The organism is Actinokineospora spheciospongiae (assembly GCF_000564855.1).
GTDB lineage: Bacteria > Actinomycetota > Actinomycetes > Mycobacteriales > Pseudonocardiaceae > Actinokineospora > Actinokineospora spheciospongiae.
This window is the reverse complement of record NZ_AYXG01000024.1, coordinates 59595-78276: the sequence shown is the minus strand read 5'-3', so window position 1 is coordinate 78276 and position 18682 is coordinate 59595. Positions and strand designations below refer to the sequence as shown.

Genomic DNA, 18682 nt, shown 5'->3' with positions numbered 1-18682 from the left:
CAACAACCTGTCAGTCGATCTGGGTGGACTGGGCCGTAGAGGGGAAGGGTTGGCTGCGATCGAGGAAGCACTGGCGATACGACGAGATCTCGCGCGAACTCTGCCCCAGGCTTTCTCCACCCAAGTCGAACAGTCACGAGCAGTTCTTGCGTGGTTAGAGAGCACCACACCCGACCGAAGCGAATGACCGACTGGCGCCTCCAGCCCCACGAATCTCCGGCCAACCGGAGACAACACGGAGTACCATCATGGCCTGTAGGATCATGTGATGACGAAAGTTGTGGTTAGCGAGAGACTCGCCCCTCGGACACACGCACTATCTACACCGGGGCAGGCCGTCACATCGATGGCCTGCTTTTCTGGTTGGTAGACCATGTTCAGGTCAAGGTTCCGGTACAGCCTGGCCAGTCCGACGGGCTTGGCATCCGCGAGCGTGGCGCCGACGTCGCCGAGTGAGTCGATCATGGCGTAAACCACGGTCCGGTCCGGAGCGACCCGAGATCTGCCGCGAGTACTAAGGCCGACTCGCCACCCACAATGTGCTTGCGGCAACTCCCGCAGGCTTACATGGGCGACGCTCTCCATAAGGTGTCGCGACCGCCCACGCGGCCGTTGACCTGCTGGTTTCTTCGTCGGTCGGATCGTTTGGGGCTACGTCTGCGGTTCCTTGGTCGGGACTTAAGGTCGGACTCCACGCGATCCCTGCTTTTCTGGTTCTCATGCTGCAGCATCGCGAAGTATGCTCGCTTCTGGTGGAGGTTCGACCTCCAGTACTGCTCTGCCCGGCATGTCGGAGTGAAGATCTAATTCGTGTGACAGAAACGGGACCGATCCCAACCGGCGCGATCAAATTTAACCGGTAAGTAGCTTGCAAAATTGACTGCAATCTTGTGGATTGTTTTCGGCAATGGTGTGTCGACCGTGGGGTCGACTCGGTGATCTCGCCCATCGAGGCGCAGATGGAAAATTGTAACGAAGTGGCCATGGTGGGCGATTGATTGGCGGAAGCTGTGGCGAGACTTTCGTACCCGATGGGATGCATAACCTCAAACGAGGTACACTCACCCTCCTGTGGGGTGAACGCGTCTCTGGGGGATGAGTGCGTCGACGTATGCAAGGGGGTCGGGCCGATGACGCAGTCGAGAGGGCGGGTGCTCAGCAGACACTCGTCGCCAGAGCGATACGTCGGCCAATGGGTGCAGGTCAAAGGCGCTGAAGACCTCGGGTTTGCCCGGTGTCTCGAGAAGACCTCGCAAGGAGCGGTCGTCGCGTACCACGACATCCCCGGGGTGGTCGACGAGCGGCGTGTGGTGCCGATTGAAGACTTGGCCTTGATCGAGTTCTCTCCGGGCACCAGGGTTTGGCTTCAGAGCGTCCACTACGGGTGGCATGCTGCGGAGGTCGGGGGGTTCGCTGGTTTCGGCGAGTACCGAGTCCGCATCGCGGGCATGCATGACGATGTCAAAATCCGGGCCGAGAAACTCATGGTCCGTTGGAACAAGCCCCTATCAGATCCGGAGGTTGCGCTGGCGCACGGCCTGTGCGACTCGCCGGAATATTACGACGCGCGCGCTCCGTTCATCAGTGAGTTGGTGCGACAACGGGGTTCCTCAAGGGGATTCACGGCGGCGCTGTCGGCTCCCGTGGACCTGTACGCGCATCAGTTGGACACCGTGGCGAGGGTTCTGGCGGATCCGGTCCTGCGGTTCCTCTTGGCCGATGAGGTCGGCTTGGGGAAAACTGTGGAGGCTGGCCTCATCCTCCGGCAACTCCTGCTTGACGACGACCGGGCGACCGGTCTGGTCTGCGTCCCGTCCGCCCTCGTGGGGCAGTGGGACGAGGAGTTGCGGGATCGTCTTCTCCTCGGGGACGCCATCGAGCAGCGCCGAGTGGCCATCATCTCCCACGAGCAACTCCGGACCCGATCAGACCTGCGGTCTCGCAGCCTGGTGGTCATCGACGAGGCACATGCCCTCCTGTCCCACTTGGACGCCGCTCCCGCACGGCGCGCCGACCTCATCAACACGCGCGGCTTGCTGCTGCTGTCCGCAACTCCCATGCGTCGCGACTTCAAGACATTCCTCTCGCTGCTCAACCTGGTGGACCCGATGGCCTTCCCTCTGGCCGAATTGGCGAGTTTTGAAGCCAGGGTCCAAGCCCGGGAATCCTCTGCCACCAATGTCAGCGTCTTGACCTCGCGCCGCGCCAGCGTTCGACAGCGCACCCTGGCTCTCGACGGACTGCGGTTTCTGCATGGGCAAGACCCAAATTTCCAACGGTTGGCGACCGAGTGTCTCAAAGCCGCCGACGGGAACGAGGACGAGCGGGCTTCTTGGCGCGATCTTGCGGAATATGTTCGCGAGACCTACCGGATCAGCAGGCGCATGATCCGGCACAGGAGATCGTGGGGAGCGACAAGCGCCTATCCGGTTGCTGGGCGCAGAGCGGCTTTCGTGACAATCGAGGATTCCGCGCGACCGGTCGTCGACGCTTTCCTGGACCGCTATCGTGAACTCCTCGCTGACGATGGCCGCGTGGGAGAAGATTGGGCCTACGCCCGAATAGTCATGCACGCCCTCGGCGGGCCACTGGCGTTGGGCCGCCACCTCGAAGATCGCCTCCGCAGGCCCCGAGGTCAGTCTGGGTGGGTGGTGGACCAGGACCGCTTCCTGTTCGAGAACATCGTGGCGAGACTGGCATTGATCGACACCGATCGCCGCTTCGCGGGCGCGGCTGAGGTGATCGAGCAGCGACTGGATCGCGACCAGAAGGTCCTGGTGGTCGCGACCTCGACCGCGGTCGCGCGAGAGTTCCGGGATGAGGCGGTCAAACGCTGGGGGCCTGCAGTCCATGAGCATTTGAACCATCAGGATCAGCAGGCTCGGGATGAGAACACCCTCGACTTCCTCGAGTCCCAATCCGGGGCAATCCTCATCGGCGACCACTCCATTGAGGAGGGAAGGAACCTGCAGGGCGCCGACGTCCTCGTCAACCTGGACCTCCCGCTCGACTTCAACCGGCTGGAGCAACGGATCGGCAGGCTCGACAGGTTCGCCCAACGCGACGACCCGGCCGAGGTGCTCTGCATCAGCGAGCCCTCCAGCGAGTGGGTTTCACAGCACCTGAACCTGCTCACCACCGGGCTGGACATCTTCGGTTCCTCGGTTGCCACCCTACAGCGCAAGCTCAACGAACTCTTCGATTCGGTGACGGGCGCGCTCCTCGCCGAGGGCGCAAGGGCGTTCGCACCCGACCTCGCGCGACTCCGGGAGGAATTGGAGGAGGAGCGGGAGGAAGTCGATCTCCTCGAAGAGATGGAGGCTGTCGCGGTCGCCTCGGACTTCGACGACGCCAGCGTCGCCGAGTTCCGCGCTGTGGAGTCCGACGCTCGTCCGCTCCGGGAGGCCTTCACCCGTCTGACCTCGGTACGCGGAGGTATCTGGCTGCGGCCGGTCGAGAATCCCAAGAACTCCCTGGTCAAGTTCGATCGCCCCAAGCGGTCGCTCGGGCAGGAGAAGGTCCAGCGCATCGCCGGGCTGTCCGAGGACGGGGCGCGGCAGGTCGCTCCGCTGCTCGAACGCCCGAGAATCTACGACCGGGCGACAGCAGTCGCACGTCGCGGCGTTCCTCTGCTCCGGCTCGGAGATCCTCTGGTCGACTGGTTGGACCAGAACCTGCGATCCGATGAGCGCGGCCGAACACGCGCCCTGATCCGCAGGACCGTCCATGTGGACCACCCCGGTCTCTGGCTCGCCGCCGACTTCCAGATCGAGTTCGACGAGAGCCACCTCGAAGGGCATGACCTGGCGACTCGACGACGGTTGCGCCGACGCGGAGACGCCGTCCTGCCGCCTGCCATCGTCAGGATCTGGACCGGGCCCGACGGGGTCGCCGACCCGTTCCTGGTCGCCACCGAACTGGAACAGCCCTTCGACGAGACAGCGGACGTCGTCCTCCGCGGGAAGGCCTGGCGCGACGTCCTTGATGCTCTGCCGGACTGGACGACGCTCTGCCGAACAGGGTTCGATGACGCCCGTCGCGAACTCCGGACCATGGCCGTGCTTGCAGAGGCGCCGCTGACCGCCGCGGGACGTGCAGAACGCGAGATGGACAGCAGGCTTGCGATCCTGCGAGCCAGATCCCAACGCCTTCCGACTCGAGCAGAGCGGCTCGCGGCGGAGCAGGACATGCAGTCGGAGCAGTCGATCGGAGAAGCGCTGATCCGGGGAGTCCGAGAACCCATGGTGTCCACCATCGCCTGCGGTGCGGTCGTGCTATGGCCTGCCCGATGACACACGCCAAGTCCGTCGAGTCGGAAGAGGCGGAGCTCCGGGAGCTCCTGTCGGAGCCCACACGTTCTGCACGGGCCGTCTTCGCCGACGACCTCTACGCGCGAGTTGCCCATGTGTGCCAGTCGGACAGCGGAAGCGATCTGGACCTCGCCGTGCTGGTCCGCCACCTGCTGCGCAGATGGGACCTGCGCAGCGTGGGCGTCGCCCGTGTCGTGCTCGCCCCGGAGTTGTCAGCCCGCGTGCGGGGTGCGGCGAGCAGCGTCGGCCTGCACGAGGTCAGACGCGACCTGTGGTACGCGAGCCCCTGGGTGCCGCTGTGGCTGGACGCGGGCGAGGTGGCACCGGACGGCGCCGCGCTCGCCGGAACACCTGGCCAGTTGCGCTTCCAGAGCGTTGATCTGCCTGCTGACCCGTTCTTCACGCGGATCACAGGTCATCCGCAGTACAGGACACCAGGTCAGCAGACAGCATGCCGAGCGGTCATGTCCTGCGCCGCAGGCAGCACTCTCATCGCCATGCTCCCCACCGGCTCGGGGAAGACGGAGGTCGCGCTCTGCCTGGCCGAGCGGACTTCGAATGCTCTTTGTCTGATCGTCGTACCGACCATCGCCTTGGCCAACGACTTCGAACGGAGGTTCAGAGACCACTACGAGCGCCTGCGACCCGGTACGCGCAAAGAGGACATGCACTTCGCCTGGACCTCGCATACTCCCGCCCACCGGCGCCAGCAATTTCGCACCGCCATCCAGCGAGGCCGCCAGCCCATTCTCGTCACCTCACCGGAGTCCATCAGCCGAGCGCTGCGCGACACGCTCCAAGAGGCTGCCAGCGTCGGCAGGCTGGGAAGCCTCGTCATCGACGAGGCGCACCTGGTCACCCAATGGGGTCGGAGTTTCCGCCCGGAGTTCCGCACGCTCGAAGATTTCCGAGTCGAATTGCTGCGATCCGCTGAGTCGGGAGGCTATGAACCGCTGATCACACTGCTGCTGAGCGCAACCCTCGGGCCTCATGAGTTGCAAGACCTCTACACGCTGTTCAGCGGGCCAGGAGCGTGCAACCTCATCGCGGCCAATGCCCTGCGGCCGGAGCCGGAACTGTGGATCTCCCCATCCCCAACAGCTCACGAGCGCATGTCCAAGGTCACGGATGCGCTGGCGCACCTGCCCCGTCCCGCGATTCTCTACGTGACCCGGCCGGACACAGCGGAGACTTGGGCGAAGAAACTCTGCGACCTCGGGTACGGGCGGACGGCCGTGGTCACCGGCGACACGAGCAACGACAACCGGGCCCGAGTCCTGCGCACGCTTCGAAACACGCCCGGGCAACCGCCCGAGATCGACATCGTCGTCGCGACGTCGGCTTTCGGCCTCGGCATCGACTACGCGCATGTTCGCACGGTCATCCACGCGTGCCTGCCGGAAACTGTTGACCGCTGGTACCAGGAGTTGGGCCGCGGTGGTCGTGACGGGCATGCTTGCAGCGCGTTTCTGCTCACCGCTCCGGCAGATCACAGCGAAGCGGCGCAACTGACCACCAAGGTCCTGACCGCCGACACCGCGCGAAAGCGATGGCTCGACCTGTGGGGCGGCCGGGTCGAGGTAAGCGGTCGATCCTATCTGGACATCGAAAGCAGTCCCGGGTATACAGCGCCGGGGTCCTACAATCGGCGGTGGAACGCTCAACTCATCCAGGGCTTGGTCGAACTCCACGCGGTCCGACGACGCTACGTGAGTGCCGAAGACGCCGCGCAGGTCAACGAGCAGGTCGAAGAGGGCGTCCACGAATGGGTCCAGATCGACGTGCAGCGGTTCGACCTGGACAAACCCGACGAGTTCTGGTCCGACTCGTGGGCGCCGTGGCAGGCGACCGAGTGGGGCCGGTCCAGGAGTGCGTTGTCAGCCCTGGAGGACGTGCTGTCCGCGAAGGCCGCGACGTGCGAGGTGATCGCCAGGGCGTACCGGGCCACCAGCGAGACTCTGGCGCTCTTCCGGACTGCCGCCGACCACACCGACCCCACCCTGCCCTGCGGTCGATGCCCCTCCTGCAGAGCGGTGCACAACCGCCCCGCAGGTGATCCGCCTCCGCACCCGCCGCAGACTTGGACCATCCCACAGAACGTCAGACCCGCACTCGACGACCTGCTCGCGGTTTCCGGTGTGCAGGACGGACTGGTCCTCCTCGCCTCTGATGAGCACGACCAAGTGGTGCCTGGGCTGGTCCGGGCGCTCGCGCACCGCGGCGTCATGCACTTCGCCGGCCTCAACGGGTTCGACGACCTGCCCACCAATGCCTTCGTGGACCACGAGCCGATCAGTCCACGACAGTTGACACCGCTGTCCTCCTTCGTCGTGTACCCGGCGCAGAGACGTTTGCCCCAGTCTTGGTTGAACCCCTGGTCCCGTTCTGCCGACCCCACCGTGCGGAGGAACCAGACGGACGTGCTGCTGGCCCCGACGACCGCCCTGCTCGGAGAACACCGGTTGGTCCGGGACCTGCGCGCGCTCGATGCTCGAATCGCACTGGAAGTACTGGAAGGCTGACCGTGGACTACTTGACGACTTATGCACGGGGGGCAGCGCCCTCGCTGCTCGTGATCTCCAGGTATCTGGCAGCAGCGGGCTCCTCCGGGCAGACCTCCGAACAGTTGCAGAGAGCACTGCAGCCCAGGCCGATGATCAAAGAGGTCGCGCCTCGGGCCAGTCTGCTCGGCCCCGCGCTGCGCATAGGCGAACACCTGGGCCTCTTCGAGCAGGACAAGGCAGGCGGGGAGCAGTCGTGGCGACTGCGTACCACCGCCGCGGGCAAGAGTCGGACGTCGAACGCCCGTGAAGACGACCGCGCCTTCTACGCACGTGTTTTCGGAGCGCTCAACGCCCGGGCTCTTGCTGATGTCGAAGCCAACGACCTTTCCGACCTGGCCCTGGGAATCATCTGGTTCTGTCAGCGAGACCCCCTGGTCCCGCTCAACACCGCCTGGGACGGGGAGACCGAGACCGTGGTCAAGTCGGCGGGAATCAGATCCAATGCGATTTTCAACGCCGCGCAGTGGCTGGCCTTCCGCCGGTGGGCGGTACACCTCGGTGTGGCCACCCTGACCGAGCGGAATTCGAAGAACTCCTACATCTCCGCAGACTGCACGCGTGCGATCGAACCGATCCTCAGTTCCATGCCTGTGCGAGCCCGGGCCGACACTTGGATCAGCCACCTCTTGGCGACGCTTCCGGTGTTGGGCCATCCGCGCCTGCTGCGGGTCCTTCCCGTCCCACCGACCGAGCCGGACGTGATCAGCGGCTCCCTGGCGTTTGCGCTGTTGAAGCTGGAGAGACGCGGAAAAGTGCAACTCGTCCCCGCGGCCGACGCTTCGAACACGATGGTCCTCAGGGTTGCGAATACCATCACCCGCATCGGCGAAATTCGCGTCTTGGAGGCGAGCACCGCATGACCAGCATGAAGGGGTACCGCTGCTGGGAATCCGAAGCGGTCCGGCAGACCGTGTACTCGGACATCGGCGCACTCCCCGCTGACGCCGACGCGCTCTTCCTCGCCGCCCACACGCCCATGAGCCTCGAACACCCCCATGGCCGTGCGGTCGCCGGTGAAGGCGCTGGAGAACGGGACGTGCTCAACGCGCTGCGCGAGAGCGTCGGGGACCAAGAGCGCAACACCCTGATCGCGGTCACCGGCGGTTCTGGCGCAGGCAAGAGCCACGTCGTGCGATGGGTCCACGCCAACCTCGACCTCGACGAGAACCGCTACCACGTCCTGTACGTGCCGCGCGCGATCCAAACGATCCGCGAACTGCTCCGCAGGATAGTCGAGGGTCTGCCCGTCGACGGCGGCCAGTTCATGGAGCGGATCGACGCCGCAGTCGGAGGGGTTGGCAAAGACGAACTGAAAGACCGACTGCTCGAGGGAATGCGCTCGGTTCTGACATGGAACCTCGAATACCAGCAGCCCCGAGAAGGTGAGACTGAAGCGGAAGCCAAAGCGCGTCAAGACCGCAACAGTTTCCTTGGCAGTCGGGATGAGACCGGTAAACGACGCGGTGGTTTGGCGGATTTGCTCAGTCTGGAGCCAGTCAACACCGCGATGCTTGCCGCAGGCGGCACCATCGACCGGGTGATCGACTCTATTTTCGAGTCGACGTCACGGCGCGACGGCGAGGCCGAGTTCACCCGGAGCGACCTGCCGCTCAAGAAGGCTGGGATGCTGAGAGCCTTGCGCAAGGACGAGATCCTGGCGGATTTCTGGTCGACTGTCACCGCCGACCTCGACATGGTGATCGCCATTCTCGATGAGGCTGCCAAAGCGGCGATGGGAAAGGTACTGGGCCTGCGCACCCAGGATGGAGACACCCTCGACGCGCTGTTCCGACAAGCCCGGCAGGCACTGAAGCAGCAGGGCAAGGAACTGGTCATGCTCTTCGAGGACCTCGCCCAGTTCGGCCTCATCGACGGAGAGTTGTACGACCAGTTCGCCACACAGCCAGGGGAAGGCATGGCCCCACTGCGTGTGGTGTTCGCCGTCACCGACGGGCCGTTCGAGAAGATCGTCGACACCGTGCGGACCCGCATCGCACACCGTTTCGTGGTCAGTGACGACTCCCTCGCCGATCGTCCGGCCTTCCTCGGCAGGTACCTCAACCTCGTCCGGCTCGGCCGGGACGAGGTCCGGGAAAAGTGGCGGGCTGCCCAGGAGGACAAGCAGCGCGACTGGGTGGCCAACGCTTGCGACAGCCGTGGTCCTGGCGGTGACCCCTGCCCGATCCGGCAGCGGTGCCACGAGGGCTTCGGAACGGTGGAGGTGCCCGGCCTCGGCGAAGTCGGCTTATATCCGTACAACGAGGTCGCCTTGCGGCGCGCGTTGCAACGTCCCACGATCCAACACCGCAGCCCGCGTGCTGACCTGGACTTCTGCGTCTCCGACGCACTGGTGGTGGCGCACACGCACATCGGCAGGCTCACGTACCCGCCCGCGAGGACCTTCGAGCAGTTCGAGCACACTGTGCACCGGCAGCGCGCCGCGCTGGTCCGTGATCAAACCGGTGACGAGGCGGACCGTCTCTACCGCGCCCTGGTTCTGTGGGGGGACGAGCAACCGCTCGCCCCGATCGTCCACGAGGCCTTCGCCCTCCCCGCCGCAACCGAGCACCGCAACGCCGCCCTGGCTCCCACGACCGAGTCGGCGGTCGAACCCCGACGCAGGCGCGACCCCGCCAGCCAGAGCAGCCCCACCAAGCGGGGCGCGAAGAACATCGAACCTCCTGATGAGAAGAATCCTTTGCAGCCCCTCTTTCAGTGGCGCACCGGCGAACCGATGGCCGACAAGGAGACGAGGCATTACCGCGAACTCCTCTTCACCTTGGTCCAGTCCCGCATCAACCTCGATGAGCATCTGGTGCACCCGCGCACGAGTTCGGTCGCGATGGACATGCTGTCCGGCTACTTCAAGAAGGCGTCGTTCGACTTCGGTGCAGATGCACAGGGCCGCACGGCCGGCGCCGGCAGCATCCAGTTCCGGCTTGAACGCAACGATGCCGACGTCGAACTGCTCATGGCAGCGAGGTGGTACTACGACCACTTCCACTGGGACCCGGACAGCGGGAAGTGGCCGTGGCCGGAAAGCAGCGATCCCCTCGACCTGGCACTGACATTGGAGCAGAAGCTTGACGAATGGGCCGACGCGGTCGTGGACGGTTTCCTGGACTGGTTCGACCCTGCCCAGATCGCCAAGACCGCTGTCGCCGTGCGCACGATCGCACTGATGTGCGCCGGGGTCTCACCCAAGGCGCTCAACACACTTGAGGACTCGCTGGAGCCGCTGGCGGATTTTCCCACGGCCCCGGCTTGGCGGCCCGTCCTCGATCCGACCGCAGGTATTCTCAGCAACCCCCTCGCGACCGAGTTGCTCGCCGAGTTCGCGACCGTTCGCCAGGGGGAGGGCGGTGCCGGGTTGGTCGATGCAGCAACCGCGCTCGGCGATCTCCCAGCCGCCGTAGCCGCGCCCGTCGCCTACCTCGATGACGCGGCAAAGCGCTACAACACGGACATCCCGATAATCGCCGCAGCCGCGAAGAAGTTGCGCACAGCCGTGGTCTCATCCGCTCCTGCCCTGTTGGAAGACGCGTGGTCTGCCAAAGACCGGTTGAAGGAGGGGCTCAGCGGCGACAAGTCCTCCGTGGTCGCCAAGGCCGCCGAAGCAATCGGGCGCCGTGCCAAAGAAGCCAACCTCTTCCGACCCGCAGACGGCTACCAGAACTTCGAGAACGCCCTCAAGACCTTGATCGAACTGCCGACCACAGTGCTGCGAGACCGCGAACGAAACCCCTCCCGGCCGCAAGGCGACACAGCAATCCTCGCGCAAGACTGGGCGTCGGGGGCAGTGGAGGGAGACGCGGCCTTCGCCACCGTGCGCCGAGCCATCGAGGCGACGCGCGAGGAGTGCAGACGCAATACACCGGAGTTCGCGGAACTGGACGAGATCGAAAAGCGGATCCAAGTCAAGGCAGACGCGATCCGGAAATCCCTGGAATCGGCGAGCGGGGCAGTGGATTCCGATGCCTGATACGACACTTCAGTGGTTGCTCGAGGCTCAGGTCGCAGTGGATCGGGCTGGGCAGGAGAAAGATTCCCAGGACCGGTTTGCGACGTTGACAGTGCTGGACGCGGACCTGGAGAGCTTCCACGTCCGAGCCCAGGCGGCGAAAACAGCAGCAGAGGCCATGCGAGCCAGGGGATGGCAGACGGTTGCCGTGCCGTCGAAGATCGTCACAGGTCTGGACTCACTGGCGAGAAATCCGATGCACAGGTCTCGGAATTCGACGCTCCGAGACCTGGACGCACACCTGCAGAGCCTGGAAAAGGACCTGCAGCGGTTCTGGACGGCGTTGGTCAATGATCGACTCGGGCAATTGAACGAGGTGTTGAACCTGGTGCAGGTGCTTGCCGCAGTCCCGAGCCTGGCTGACGTCGCAGGCAAGATCGACAGCGCGGCATCGGAGTTGCAGCGTTCGCGCAGAGCGCTGCCCGATGAGCGTTCGGCCGCCGTCCTGGAGCAGATTCCCGCCATGCAGGAACAACTGCGGACCCGGGTGCCGCAGTCTGTGCTCAACTTTCTTCTCGCCACGACGCGCGTCAGCGCCGATCTGGACATGCTGACCACCGAAGTCATCGACTGGTTGAAGGCGAACGGCATCTCCGCGCAGTTCCGCGTGGTGGCCCAGAAGCGGGGAGCGCAACGTGGATGAACACCTTCCGCTGCGGGTGCTGACGAAGATCGAACTACGCGAGACGGAACTCCTCGCGTGGGGCGCGGTCGGGGCGCAATGGAGCGAGCAGGAGATGCAGGAACTCCTGACCGCCGAAGGAGCCGACCGAACCGTCCTGGATTTCCTCCTGGCGAAGAACCTCGTGGTGGTCACGCCGAGCGGTGGCTACCGATCGCGCAGCGCCGAGACGATCCGCCTCATGGCGACGCTGCGCCAGTCGTTCCGCGGCAGACCGGTGACAACCGGACGGTCGCTCGTCCTCGACTTCCGCTTCCTGCACCGTCCTCGACGCAGGCCCAAACGGGACGTCGAGGCCGCTGCGGTCCTGCACGACATGTCACCCATGCTTCGCGCAGCGGGCATGGCGGCAGCCCAAACGCTCATGCCGCCCCTGCTGTCGGGTTTCCAGCGGCGCAGCGCGTCCGAAGTGCTGACAGCACTCAGCAGCGCTGATCCCTCCGGCGTGATGGTCACCTCCGGCACCGGCAGCGGCAAGACCCTGGCCTTCTACCTGCCGCTGCTGGCGTGGATGTCAGATCAGGCCACTGCGGGGCGACGTGGGCCGAGCGGTCCGCTCGTCCTCGCGCTCTACCCGCGGAACGAACTTCTCAAAGACCAGTTGAAGACACTGCTGGGCTATCTCGCCGCCGTGAACCGCACGGCGGCGGGCGGACGCAAACTCAGCATCGCCACGTGGTACGGGCAGACGCCCACCTCCGCCGAGTACGTGCGCAAGAATTGGGTCGACGGTTGGACCCGAACCGCGTCCAAGTCCGGGTACGTCTGCCCCTTCGCACGGTGCCCCGACTGCGGCAACGAGATGGAATGGCCCGTTGCCGACCTCACCGCCAAACCGCCGCGAGAGCGCCTCCGATGCTCCGACGTCGGCTGCGGGGGCGAGATCGACGGCTCCTTGCTGCGACTGACCCGAGAGAGCGCACGCAATTCCCCGGCGGACCTCATGCTCACCACGACCGAGTCGCTCAACAGGCAACTCTCGACCCCGGGAAACCTTCCCGCATTCGGTCTCGGTTACCAGGGATCGGTTCGCGCGGTCCTGCTCGACGAGGTGCACATCTATGAGGGCACGACCGGCGCGCAGAACGCCATCCTCCTGCGGAGGCTGCGGTACAACCTCGGCCGCACCCCGGTGTGGGTAGGCCTCTCGGCAACCCTGAGCAAGGCCGATGAGTTCTTCGGCAGGCTTGTGGACCTCCCCGGCAACGCGGTCACCGTCGTGCAACCCCGCTACGACGAACTTGAGGAGTCGGGGGCCGAGTACCTCGTGGCGCTCCGCCACAACCCCTTCTCCGAAACAGGCCCGCTGTCGGCCACGATCCAAACTTGCATGGTCCTCGCGCGCAGCCTCGACCGCGTCGACGACGACCCCTTCGCGGTCGTCCCTTCCTCCGACAACGTATTCGCCAGCCGGGTGTTCGTCTTCACCGACAAACTCGACAGCACGAACCGGCTCTACTGGGACCTGATGGACGCGGAAGGGCACGAGACGCCGAAGTACCTCAAGCGCAGGAAGCCGGTGACCCTGGCTCATCTCCGCTCGGAGAAGCAGGGCCGCGTCGACAACGACGACCGAGAATCCGCCCACGACCGCGATCCGGACGGCCAGTGGTGGTGGCTCGCGGACAAATTAGGCCATGGAGTCGAAGACGACCTCTCGCTCGTAGTGGGCCGCACCAGTTCGCAAGACCGCGGCGTGACCTCTGACGCGCAGGTGGTGGTCGCCACCGCCACCCTCGAAGTGGGCTTCGACGACGACCGCGTCGGGGCAGTCGTACAGCACAAGGCGCCGCGCGATGCCGCCCAGTTCCTGCAGCGCAAGGGTCGTGCGGGCCGCGACACCAAAACGAGGCCGTGGACGGTCGTGGTCCTCAGCGACTGGGGTCGCGACCGACAGGCGTGGGATGGCTACGACGCGCTCTTCGACCCCGAGTTGCCACCCCGGAGCCTGCCGGTCGGCAACATCTACGTCCTGCGCATCCAGGCCGTGTACGCCCTGATGGACTGGTTGGCCGCCGAAATGGGCTACACCGGCCGGGACTCCGTCTGGACGGACCTCGCCGGACCGGCGCAGTCACTGTTCCCCGACAACCAGCCCAGCCAGGACGCGACGTCCAGGCGTCAGCAGACCTTGTCGGAGAAGTTGGCACAACTCCTGCGCCCCGGCCCAGAACGCACACGGCTGCGCAGGCACATCCGCGACGCCCTCGGCCTCGGCTCTGGCGAAATCGCGGATTCCTTGGTCGACACCCTTTTCTGGGAAGCACCCCGGCCTCTCCTGCTCGCCGTCGTACCGGTGATCCGCCGTCGTCTGCAACAACAGTGGAGCGGCGAGGAGCCGCTCGCCGATGACCTCGGCCTCCGCACGAGAACCCCGATGCGGGAATTCGTTCCGGGCAACCTGTTCAACGACCTCCTGGTACCCGACGTCGAACTGCGCGTGCCGGTGCAGAGACAACGGTTCGTCACCGAGCACCTGCCCGCGCTGCGCGCGCTCCGGGAGTTCAGCCCCGGCAACGTCAGCAGGCACTTCGGCATCTATGCCACCAACAAGCGCCACTGGGTACCGTTGCCCGCCGCTTCTCCAGGTGAAGATGCCCGTGTCGACGTCACATCGACCTATCGTGCCGAATTCCTGGAGACGATCTACGTCGGAGGCCGGAGCGTCGTCGTCTACTACCCGCGGAGCGTCCAGCTGGCTGATGTCCCCGACGACATCCGGGACGCTTCCTCGATGCGGCCGGAATGGCAGTTCCACGCCCTGCCCCTGGGCGAGGGCAGTCTGGTCGGATTGCCCCGAGCCGTGCTCGGTGTCGTCGCCCGTGCGGACACGCATCTGCACCTCCACGGAGGCGGAGCAAGAATCATCAGATTCGCCCAGGCCGCACGCGGCACGTTGTGGGACCGCGCGCGTCGCAACGTCCGCCTGGAATACGGCACCGGTGGAGGACGTGACTGGGTCCCCGCCGCCATCGGTGTCGAGGTCCAGTGCGACGCCATGGAATTCGTCGTTCGCCGACCCGATGCCATCGGTCCGCCGACGCCGACCGAACGCACAGCGCGCTTGCGCCACTTGATCACATTCGAAGCGGACCTGCCCGAAGACATGTCCTACTTCGACCGCGACCGTCTCTTCCAAGTCCTGCTGCTCGCCGTGGCTGCTTCAGCCGACCGCGCGGAGGACGTACCGGCGGAGATGTTGACGCCGCACGCGCTCACGGAGGCCGCCGCCGTCCTGGGTGTGCTCGACGAACAGCACGAGCACGCCCAGGGCAAAACCCAGTGGAGGGAGTGGTTCTCCGACACCGACGTCGTGTCGACACTCCACGCCGCAGTCGACGACGTTCGCGCGGAGAGCCGCTCCGACGCGTGGACCACGTGGTGGCAGCGCACCTATACCTATTCTGCCGCGGCGATCGTCCTGTCAGCGCTGTCGGCGCTGTGCCCGGGAGTCGACGCCGAGGACATCGCGGTTGATCTGAGCCCCGACGACGACCTGCGCTTCTGGTTCTCGGAGCAATCCCCTGGCGGGACCGGCCAGATCGAGGCGTTCACGCGCGCCCTGAACGACGATCCCGACGGATTCGCCCGGGCGGTCGAAGACAGCCTGGCCCCATCGGCTGTGGAGACGCTCGATGACGAACTGACTGCGCTCATCCGCAGCACAGCCCCTGAGGTGCGTGAGGCGTTGGAGGGCCTCCGCGACGCGTGGCATGCAGGACATGACACCGTCGCTGCGGCCGTTCGCTCTGTGGACGACGCTGCTCGACTCCACGGCATCATCCTCGGCGGCCCCGCCAGATCAGCGGTCAGCACCCGGATAGCCGGGCCTGGCGCTCACGGGGGTCTCATCGACGAGGTGGCGCATTGGCTGGCCTTGCGCGACGGCGTGACCGCGCGCACCGGACTCCAGGTCGACCCGCGAACGCTGGGCGGCCTGCTTGCCGGATGTGGTGAACTCGACGCGATACTGCACCTCGGCGACGCCGGGACTCCGGAGAAGCGGGCGCGGGCGGTTGCCAATGTGCTCTGGCCGTGGGGGCACGCGCGGAGTTCCAGCAGCGCTGGAGACGGACTGCAGGTGTTCATGCCCGCGATCCGCGCGCACATCCACCTCGGGCCCAAGACAGTGGATGTCGACTCCTGGGACGATGCATGTCGCATCCGAGTGCACGAGGCCCTGGTCGAGCACGGGGAAGTCGTGCTGCGAACGCCACTGCAGCACACCGCCAACCTGAGAACAGTCCTGTTGGACCTGCAGACCCAGCCGGTAGAGGTTGGGGCATTGCTGTGTCACCCCATCGTGGTCGGCGTCCGCCGCGCCACGGGTATGGCTGAAGCACGACTCCTCCTCCGGGAGGCGCCGTGAACCGCGTAATCCGAAAATCGAAGGCGCAGAGCGCAGGCGAAGCGCACGACCTGCTCAGTTCGCTGTTCGCCGCGGAGATCGCGATGCCCAGCACGTGCCTGTGGTTGGTGTCCCCTTGGATCACCGACGTCGACATCCTCAACAACACCGCCGGGACCTTTCCCGACCTGAACCGCTTCGGTCGCCGCCACATCCGCCTGGCCGAGATCCTGGTGACCCTGGCTGCCGCAGGCTCGACGGTCGTCATCGGCACGACATCCGACAGCCACAACTCCACCTTCCTCCACCGAGTTCGGTCTCTGGCTCGCGACCTCGGAGTCACCGACAGGGTCTCCATCGTCGTCGACGTGAGCGGACGGCTGCATTCCAAGGCTCTGACCGGCGATGGGTTCGCGGTGTCGGGCAGCATGAACATCACCTACAACGGCATCAACGTCAGGGAAGAACAGGTCGAACTGAGGATCGACGAGGAGTACGTGTCGCGGGCCAGGATGGACGCGTACGACAGATTCGGAGGGTCGATCAATGGACTTCGGTGACACCATCGTCAAGTGCGGGGGAGACCTCGACCGATTCCGCGTGTATCGACGACAGGTGCAAATTTTGCTCGACGAGCAGTTGCAGCAAGACGAATTCGACCAAACTGGTTGGTTGATCGTGCCATTGCACCGCGTGCCAGATGGGTTCTACCTGCTCTCACGCAGCCGAGAAGGCCACAGGCGGGGCAAGGAAGTGCTCAAGGCGTTCTTCGGCGCTGCGGCGGAGATCGACTCCGCATCGCTCGCCCCGGGAGTTCAGCAAACCGATCTAGATCTCTCCACCGCAGGTTTGCAGTATCTATCGACGATCAAGCGGGTCCGCGGCGATCAGGATCAATTCATCCGTGTCATCGAGGACATCGTGGCCACTGTCAAAGGAAGGGATGTCAGCACCAGGTCGCTGAACCCGTCATACATCCACCTTCTCAGAGACTTCCGCCTCGGGCTGCGCCAAAACGACGCGAAGGCCGCCGAGCGGGCACTTGAGGCCCTCGAGTTGACCGGCACCATGAGCGCCGAGAACATCCGGTTCCTCGTGATCCAGATGCTGGGCAACCTTGGACGGTGGGCCGAGTTGCAAGCTCTCCCCTACCTGGGCGAACTGCTCCGGACTCGGCGTCCTCGAGCCATCAACGAAGTACTGCTGGAGATGATCTGGCGCTCCGATCTCGCCACCACCTTCTCGGTGGGGCCGATCACGCCAGAAGCCTTCGACGAGTCGAATCTCGTTGCTCGCTACGGCAGCGTCGTCGGTGCGGTCGATGTCCCCGTAAGTTGGGCAGGTCGCTGCGTCGCGGCAGTCGCCGCGGTTCTCCAGGACGATGCCCGACGGGCTGATCGGTTGCTCTCCGCGGCAGAAGACGATGTGGAGCGTGAACGGCTCACGCAACTCATGGCCCCACTGCTCGACGACTTCACCCAGCCTGTCACGGACATGTCCACACTGTTCGAACAGGGTCAGTACCACGCTGTGATCGCCGCCTTCCTGGAGCACGTGGACGCTTCCACGGCGGATCTGGCCGTCCAGGCGGTCCTCGACTGCGAAGACACAAGTCGTGCGCTCGCGGTGTTCGAGGCCGTTCGCGGCCTCGCTGACACCGGAGGTCTCGTACTCGGCCGCAGGCTCAAGAAGGATCTAGATGATCTCAAACGACTTGCGGACGAGACCTGCGCCAGTTGGTTGGATTGGTGCACCAGGGTTGCTCAGCCCAGACGTTGGCCTGAAGCCGAGTACACCCTGCGATCGGCCCACAGCGGCTGGTCTGAGCTGAAAAGCCTATCTCCTGGCCAGGCGAGCGCAGTCGCCTACGCCTTGCTGGACGCCTGGGCAGGTTCCAACTCGGACCAGGTCACAGCGTCTTTGGACCTCCTGTGCCAAGAGGCGGCCACACCGATCGCGAACATCGCCGAGTTCCGAGACGTCGTCCTGCAGATCCTTGCTGAACAGGGCAATCTGAGCCTTCCGGTGCGCAATGCTTACCTCGAACTCTTTGGGGTCATCCTCAGCAGCGGCCCGTCCGCCGAGCAGTACGAAAAGTCACTCGAACACGCATTGAAATTGTGGGACACGATCAGTGCGCCGACGGCGGCAGACTGGGCCATCGCCATCATGGACATGATGCTGGAAGAGCCAACCCCGCAGCCCGGCATGCGGTTGAACGCCATCCACGGCCTCATCGGAAAACTCCGCAATCTCAGCGGCCAGAGGCTCTCCCATCGCCAGAGCGTCGAGATCGAAGCTCTGGCTGAAGAAGTCGGCCTCCCAGCGAGAAAGATCGCTGCCCCGGTTATGAGCGCTGACGTAGTCTGGGGCAGGCTCAATGGCACGGTGATCGGATTGTACTCACTGCTTCCCCACGCCGCTCGACTTCTGGAGAACCGCCTGCTGAAGTTGTGCAGACCTGCCGAGGTCGTGGGCAACGCGGACACGGTCTCGACCGAGGCGTTGATTGCCTTGGTCGACCGTGCGGACCACCTGATCGTCGACGTGAGGCACGCCGCACACGCAGCCACGGTCGTCATCGACAGCCGAAGGCCGAAGTCGAAGCAGATCTTGCCGCAAGGCCGTGGCGTCAGTTCGTTCATCCAAGCAATTGAGCGGAGTCTGGCCGAAGGCGATGTGGGGGCAAACCAGCGCTGATGACCGGACTCGGTCCCGGGGGCGTAGACAGCCTTGTAGTTCGAAACCTTCCTGGAT

At 65.0% G+C, this 18682-nt stretch carries 9 protein-coding genes; 8 read left to right on the top strand and 1 reads right to left on the bottom strand.

What is annotated here, in order from left to right:
• Window positions 1-261: 261 nt before the first annotated feature.
• A complete protein-coding gene (locus tag UO65_RS03100) occupies window positions 262-465 on the bottom strand; it encodes a hypothetical protein (RefSeq protein ID WP_152551954.1) in 204 nt (67 codons plus the stop codon).
• A gap of 611 nt (window positions 466-1076) precedes the next feature.
• On the opposite strand from UO65_RS03100, the gene dpdE reads away from it, so the two are divergent.
• Genes dpdE through dpdD form a run of 8 tightly spaced genes read left to right on the top strand, consistent with a single transcriptional unit; the run spans window position 1077 to window position 18625 of the window.
• Complete coding sequence (gene dpdE, locus UO65_RS03095) at window positions 1077-4292, top strand: protein DpdE (RefSeq protein ID WP_035278503.1); 3216 nt, start codon at window positions 1077-1079, stop codon at window positions 4290-4292.
• A complete protein-coding gene (gene dpdF, locus UO65_RS32965; RefSeq protein WP_161784415.1) occupies window positions 4289-6832 on the top strand; it encodes a protein DpdF in 2544 nt (847 codons plus the stop codon). Before dpdE ends, dpdF begins: the two co-directional genes overlap by 4 nt.
• 2 nt (window positions 6833-6834) lie before the next feature.
• Window positions 6835-7734, top strand: a complete 900-nt coding sequence (gene dpdG, locus UO65_RS03085) for a protein DpdG (RefSeq protein WP_035278501.1) — start codon at window positions 6835-6837, stop codon at window positions 7732-7734.
• Window positions 7731-10856, top strand: a complete 3126-nt coding sequence (locus UO65_RS03080) for an ATP-binding protein (protein WP_035278499.1) — start codon at window positions 7731-7733, stop codon at window positions 10854-10856. The genes dpdG and UO65_RS03080 overlap by 4 nt, the downstream gene beginning before the upstream one ends.
• Window positions 10857-10872: 16 nt before the next feature.
• Window positions 10873-11538, top strand: a complete 666-nt coding sequence (locus UO65_RS03075) for a hypothetical protein (RefSeq protein ID WP_152551951.1) — start codon at window positions 10873-10875, stop codon at window positions 11536-11538.
• Window positions 11531-15946, top strand: coding sequence for a protein DpdJ (dpdJ, locus tag UO65_RS03070; protein WP_035278495.1), 4416 nt, complete (start codon window positions 11531-11533; stop codon window positions 15944-15946). The genes UO65_RS03075 and dpdJ overlap by 8 nt, the downstream gene beginning before the upstream one ends.
• Complete coding sequence (gene dpdK, locus UO65_RS03065) at window positions 15943-16485, top strand: phospholipase D-like domain-containing protein DpdK (RefSeq protein WP_035278493.1); 543 nt, start codon at window positions 15943-15945, stop codon at window positions 16483-16485. Before dpdJ ends, dpdK begins: the two co-directional genes overlap by 4 nt.
• A complete protein-coding gene (dpdD, locus tag UO65_RS03060) occupies window positions 16472-18625 on the top strand; it encodes a protein DpdD (RefSeq protein WP_035278491.1) in 2154 nt (717 codons plus the stop codon). The genes dpdK and dpdD overlap by 14 nt, the downstream gene beginning before the upstream one ends.
• Window positions 18626-18682: the final 57 nt, after the last annotated feature.

Bases quoted from the DNA above. Each gene is read 5' to 3' on its own strand.
- dpdF (WP_161784415.1), top strand. From the start codon at position 4,289: ATGACACACGCCAAGTCCGTCGAGTCGGAAGAGGCGGAGCTCCGGGAG.
- dpdD (WP_035278491.1), top strand. From the start codon at position 16,472: ATGGACTTCGGTGACACCATCGTCAAGTGCGGGGGAGACCTCGACCGA.
- UO65_RS03080 (WP_035278499.1), top strand. From the start codon at position 7,731: ATGACCAGCATGAAGGGGTACCGCTGCTGGGAATCCGAAGCGGTCCGG.
- UO65_RS03100 (WP_152551954.1), bottom strand. From the start codon at position 465: ATGATCGACTCACTCGGCGACGTCGGCGCCACGCTCGCGGATGCCAAG.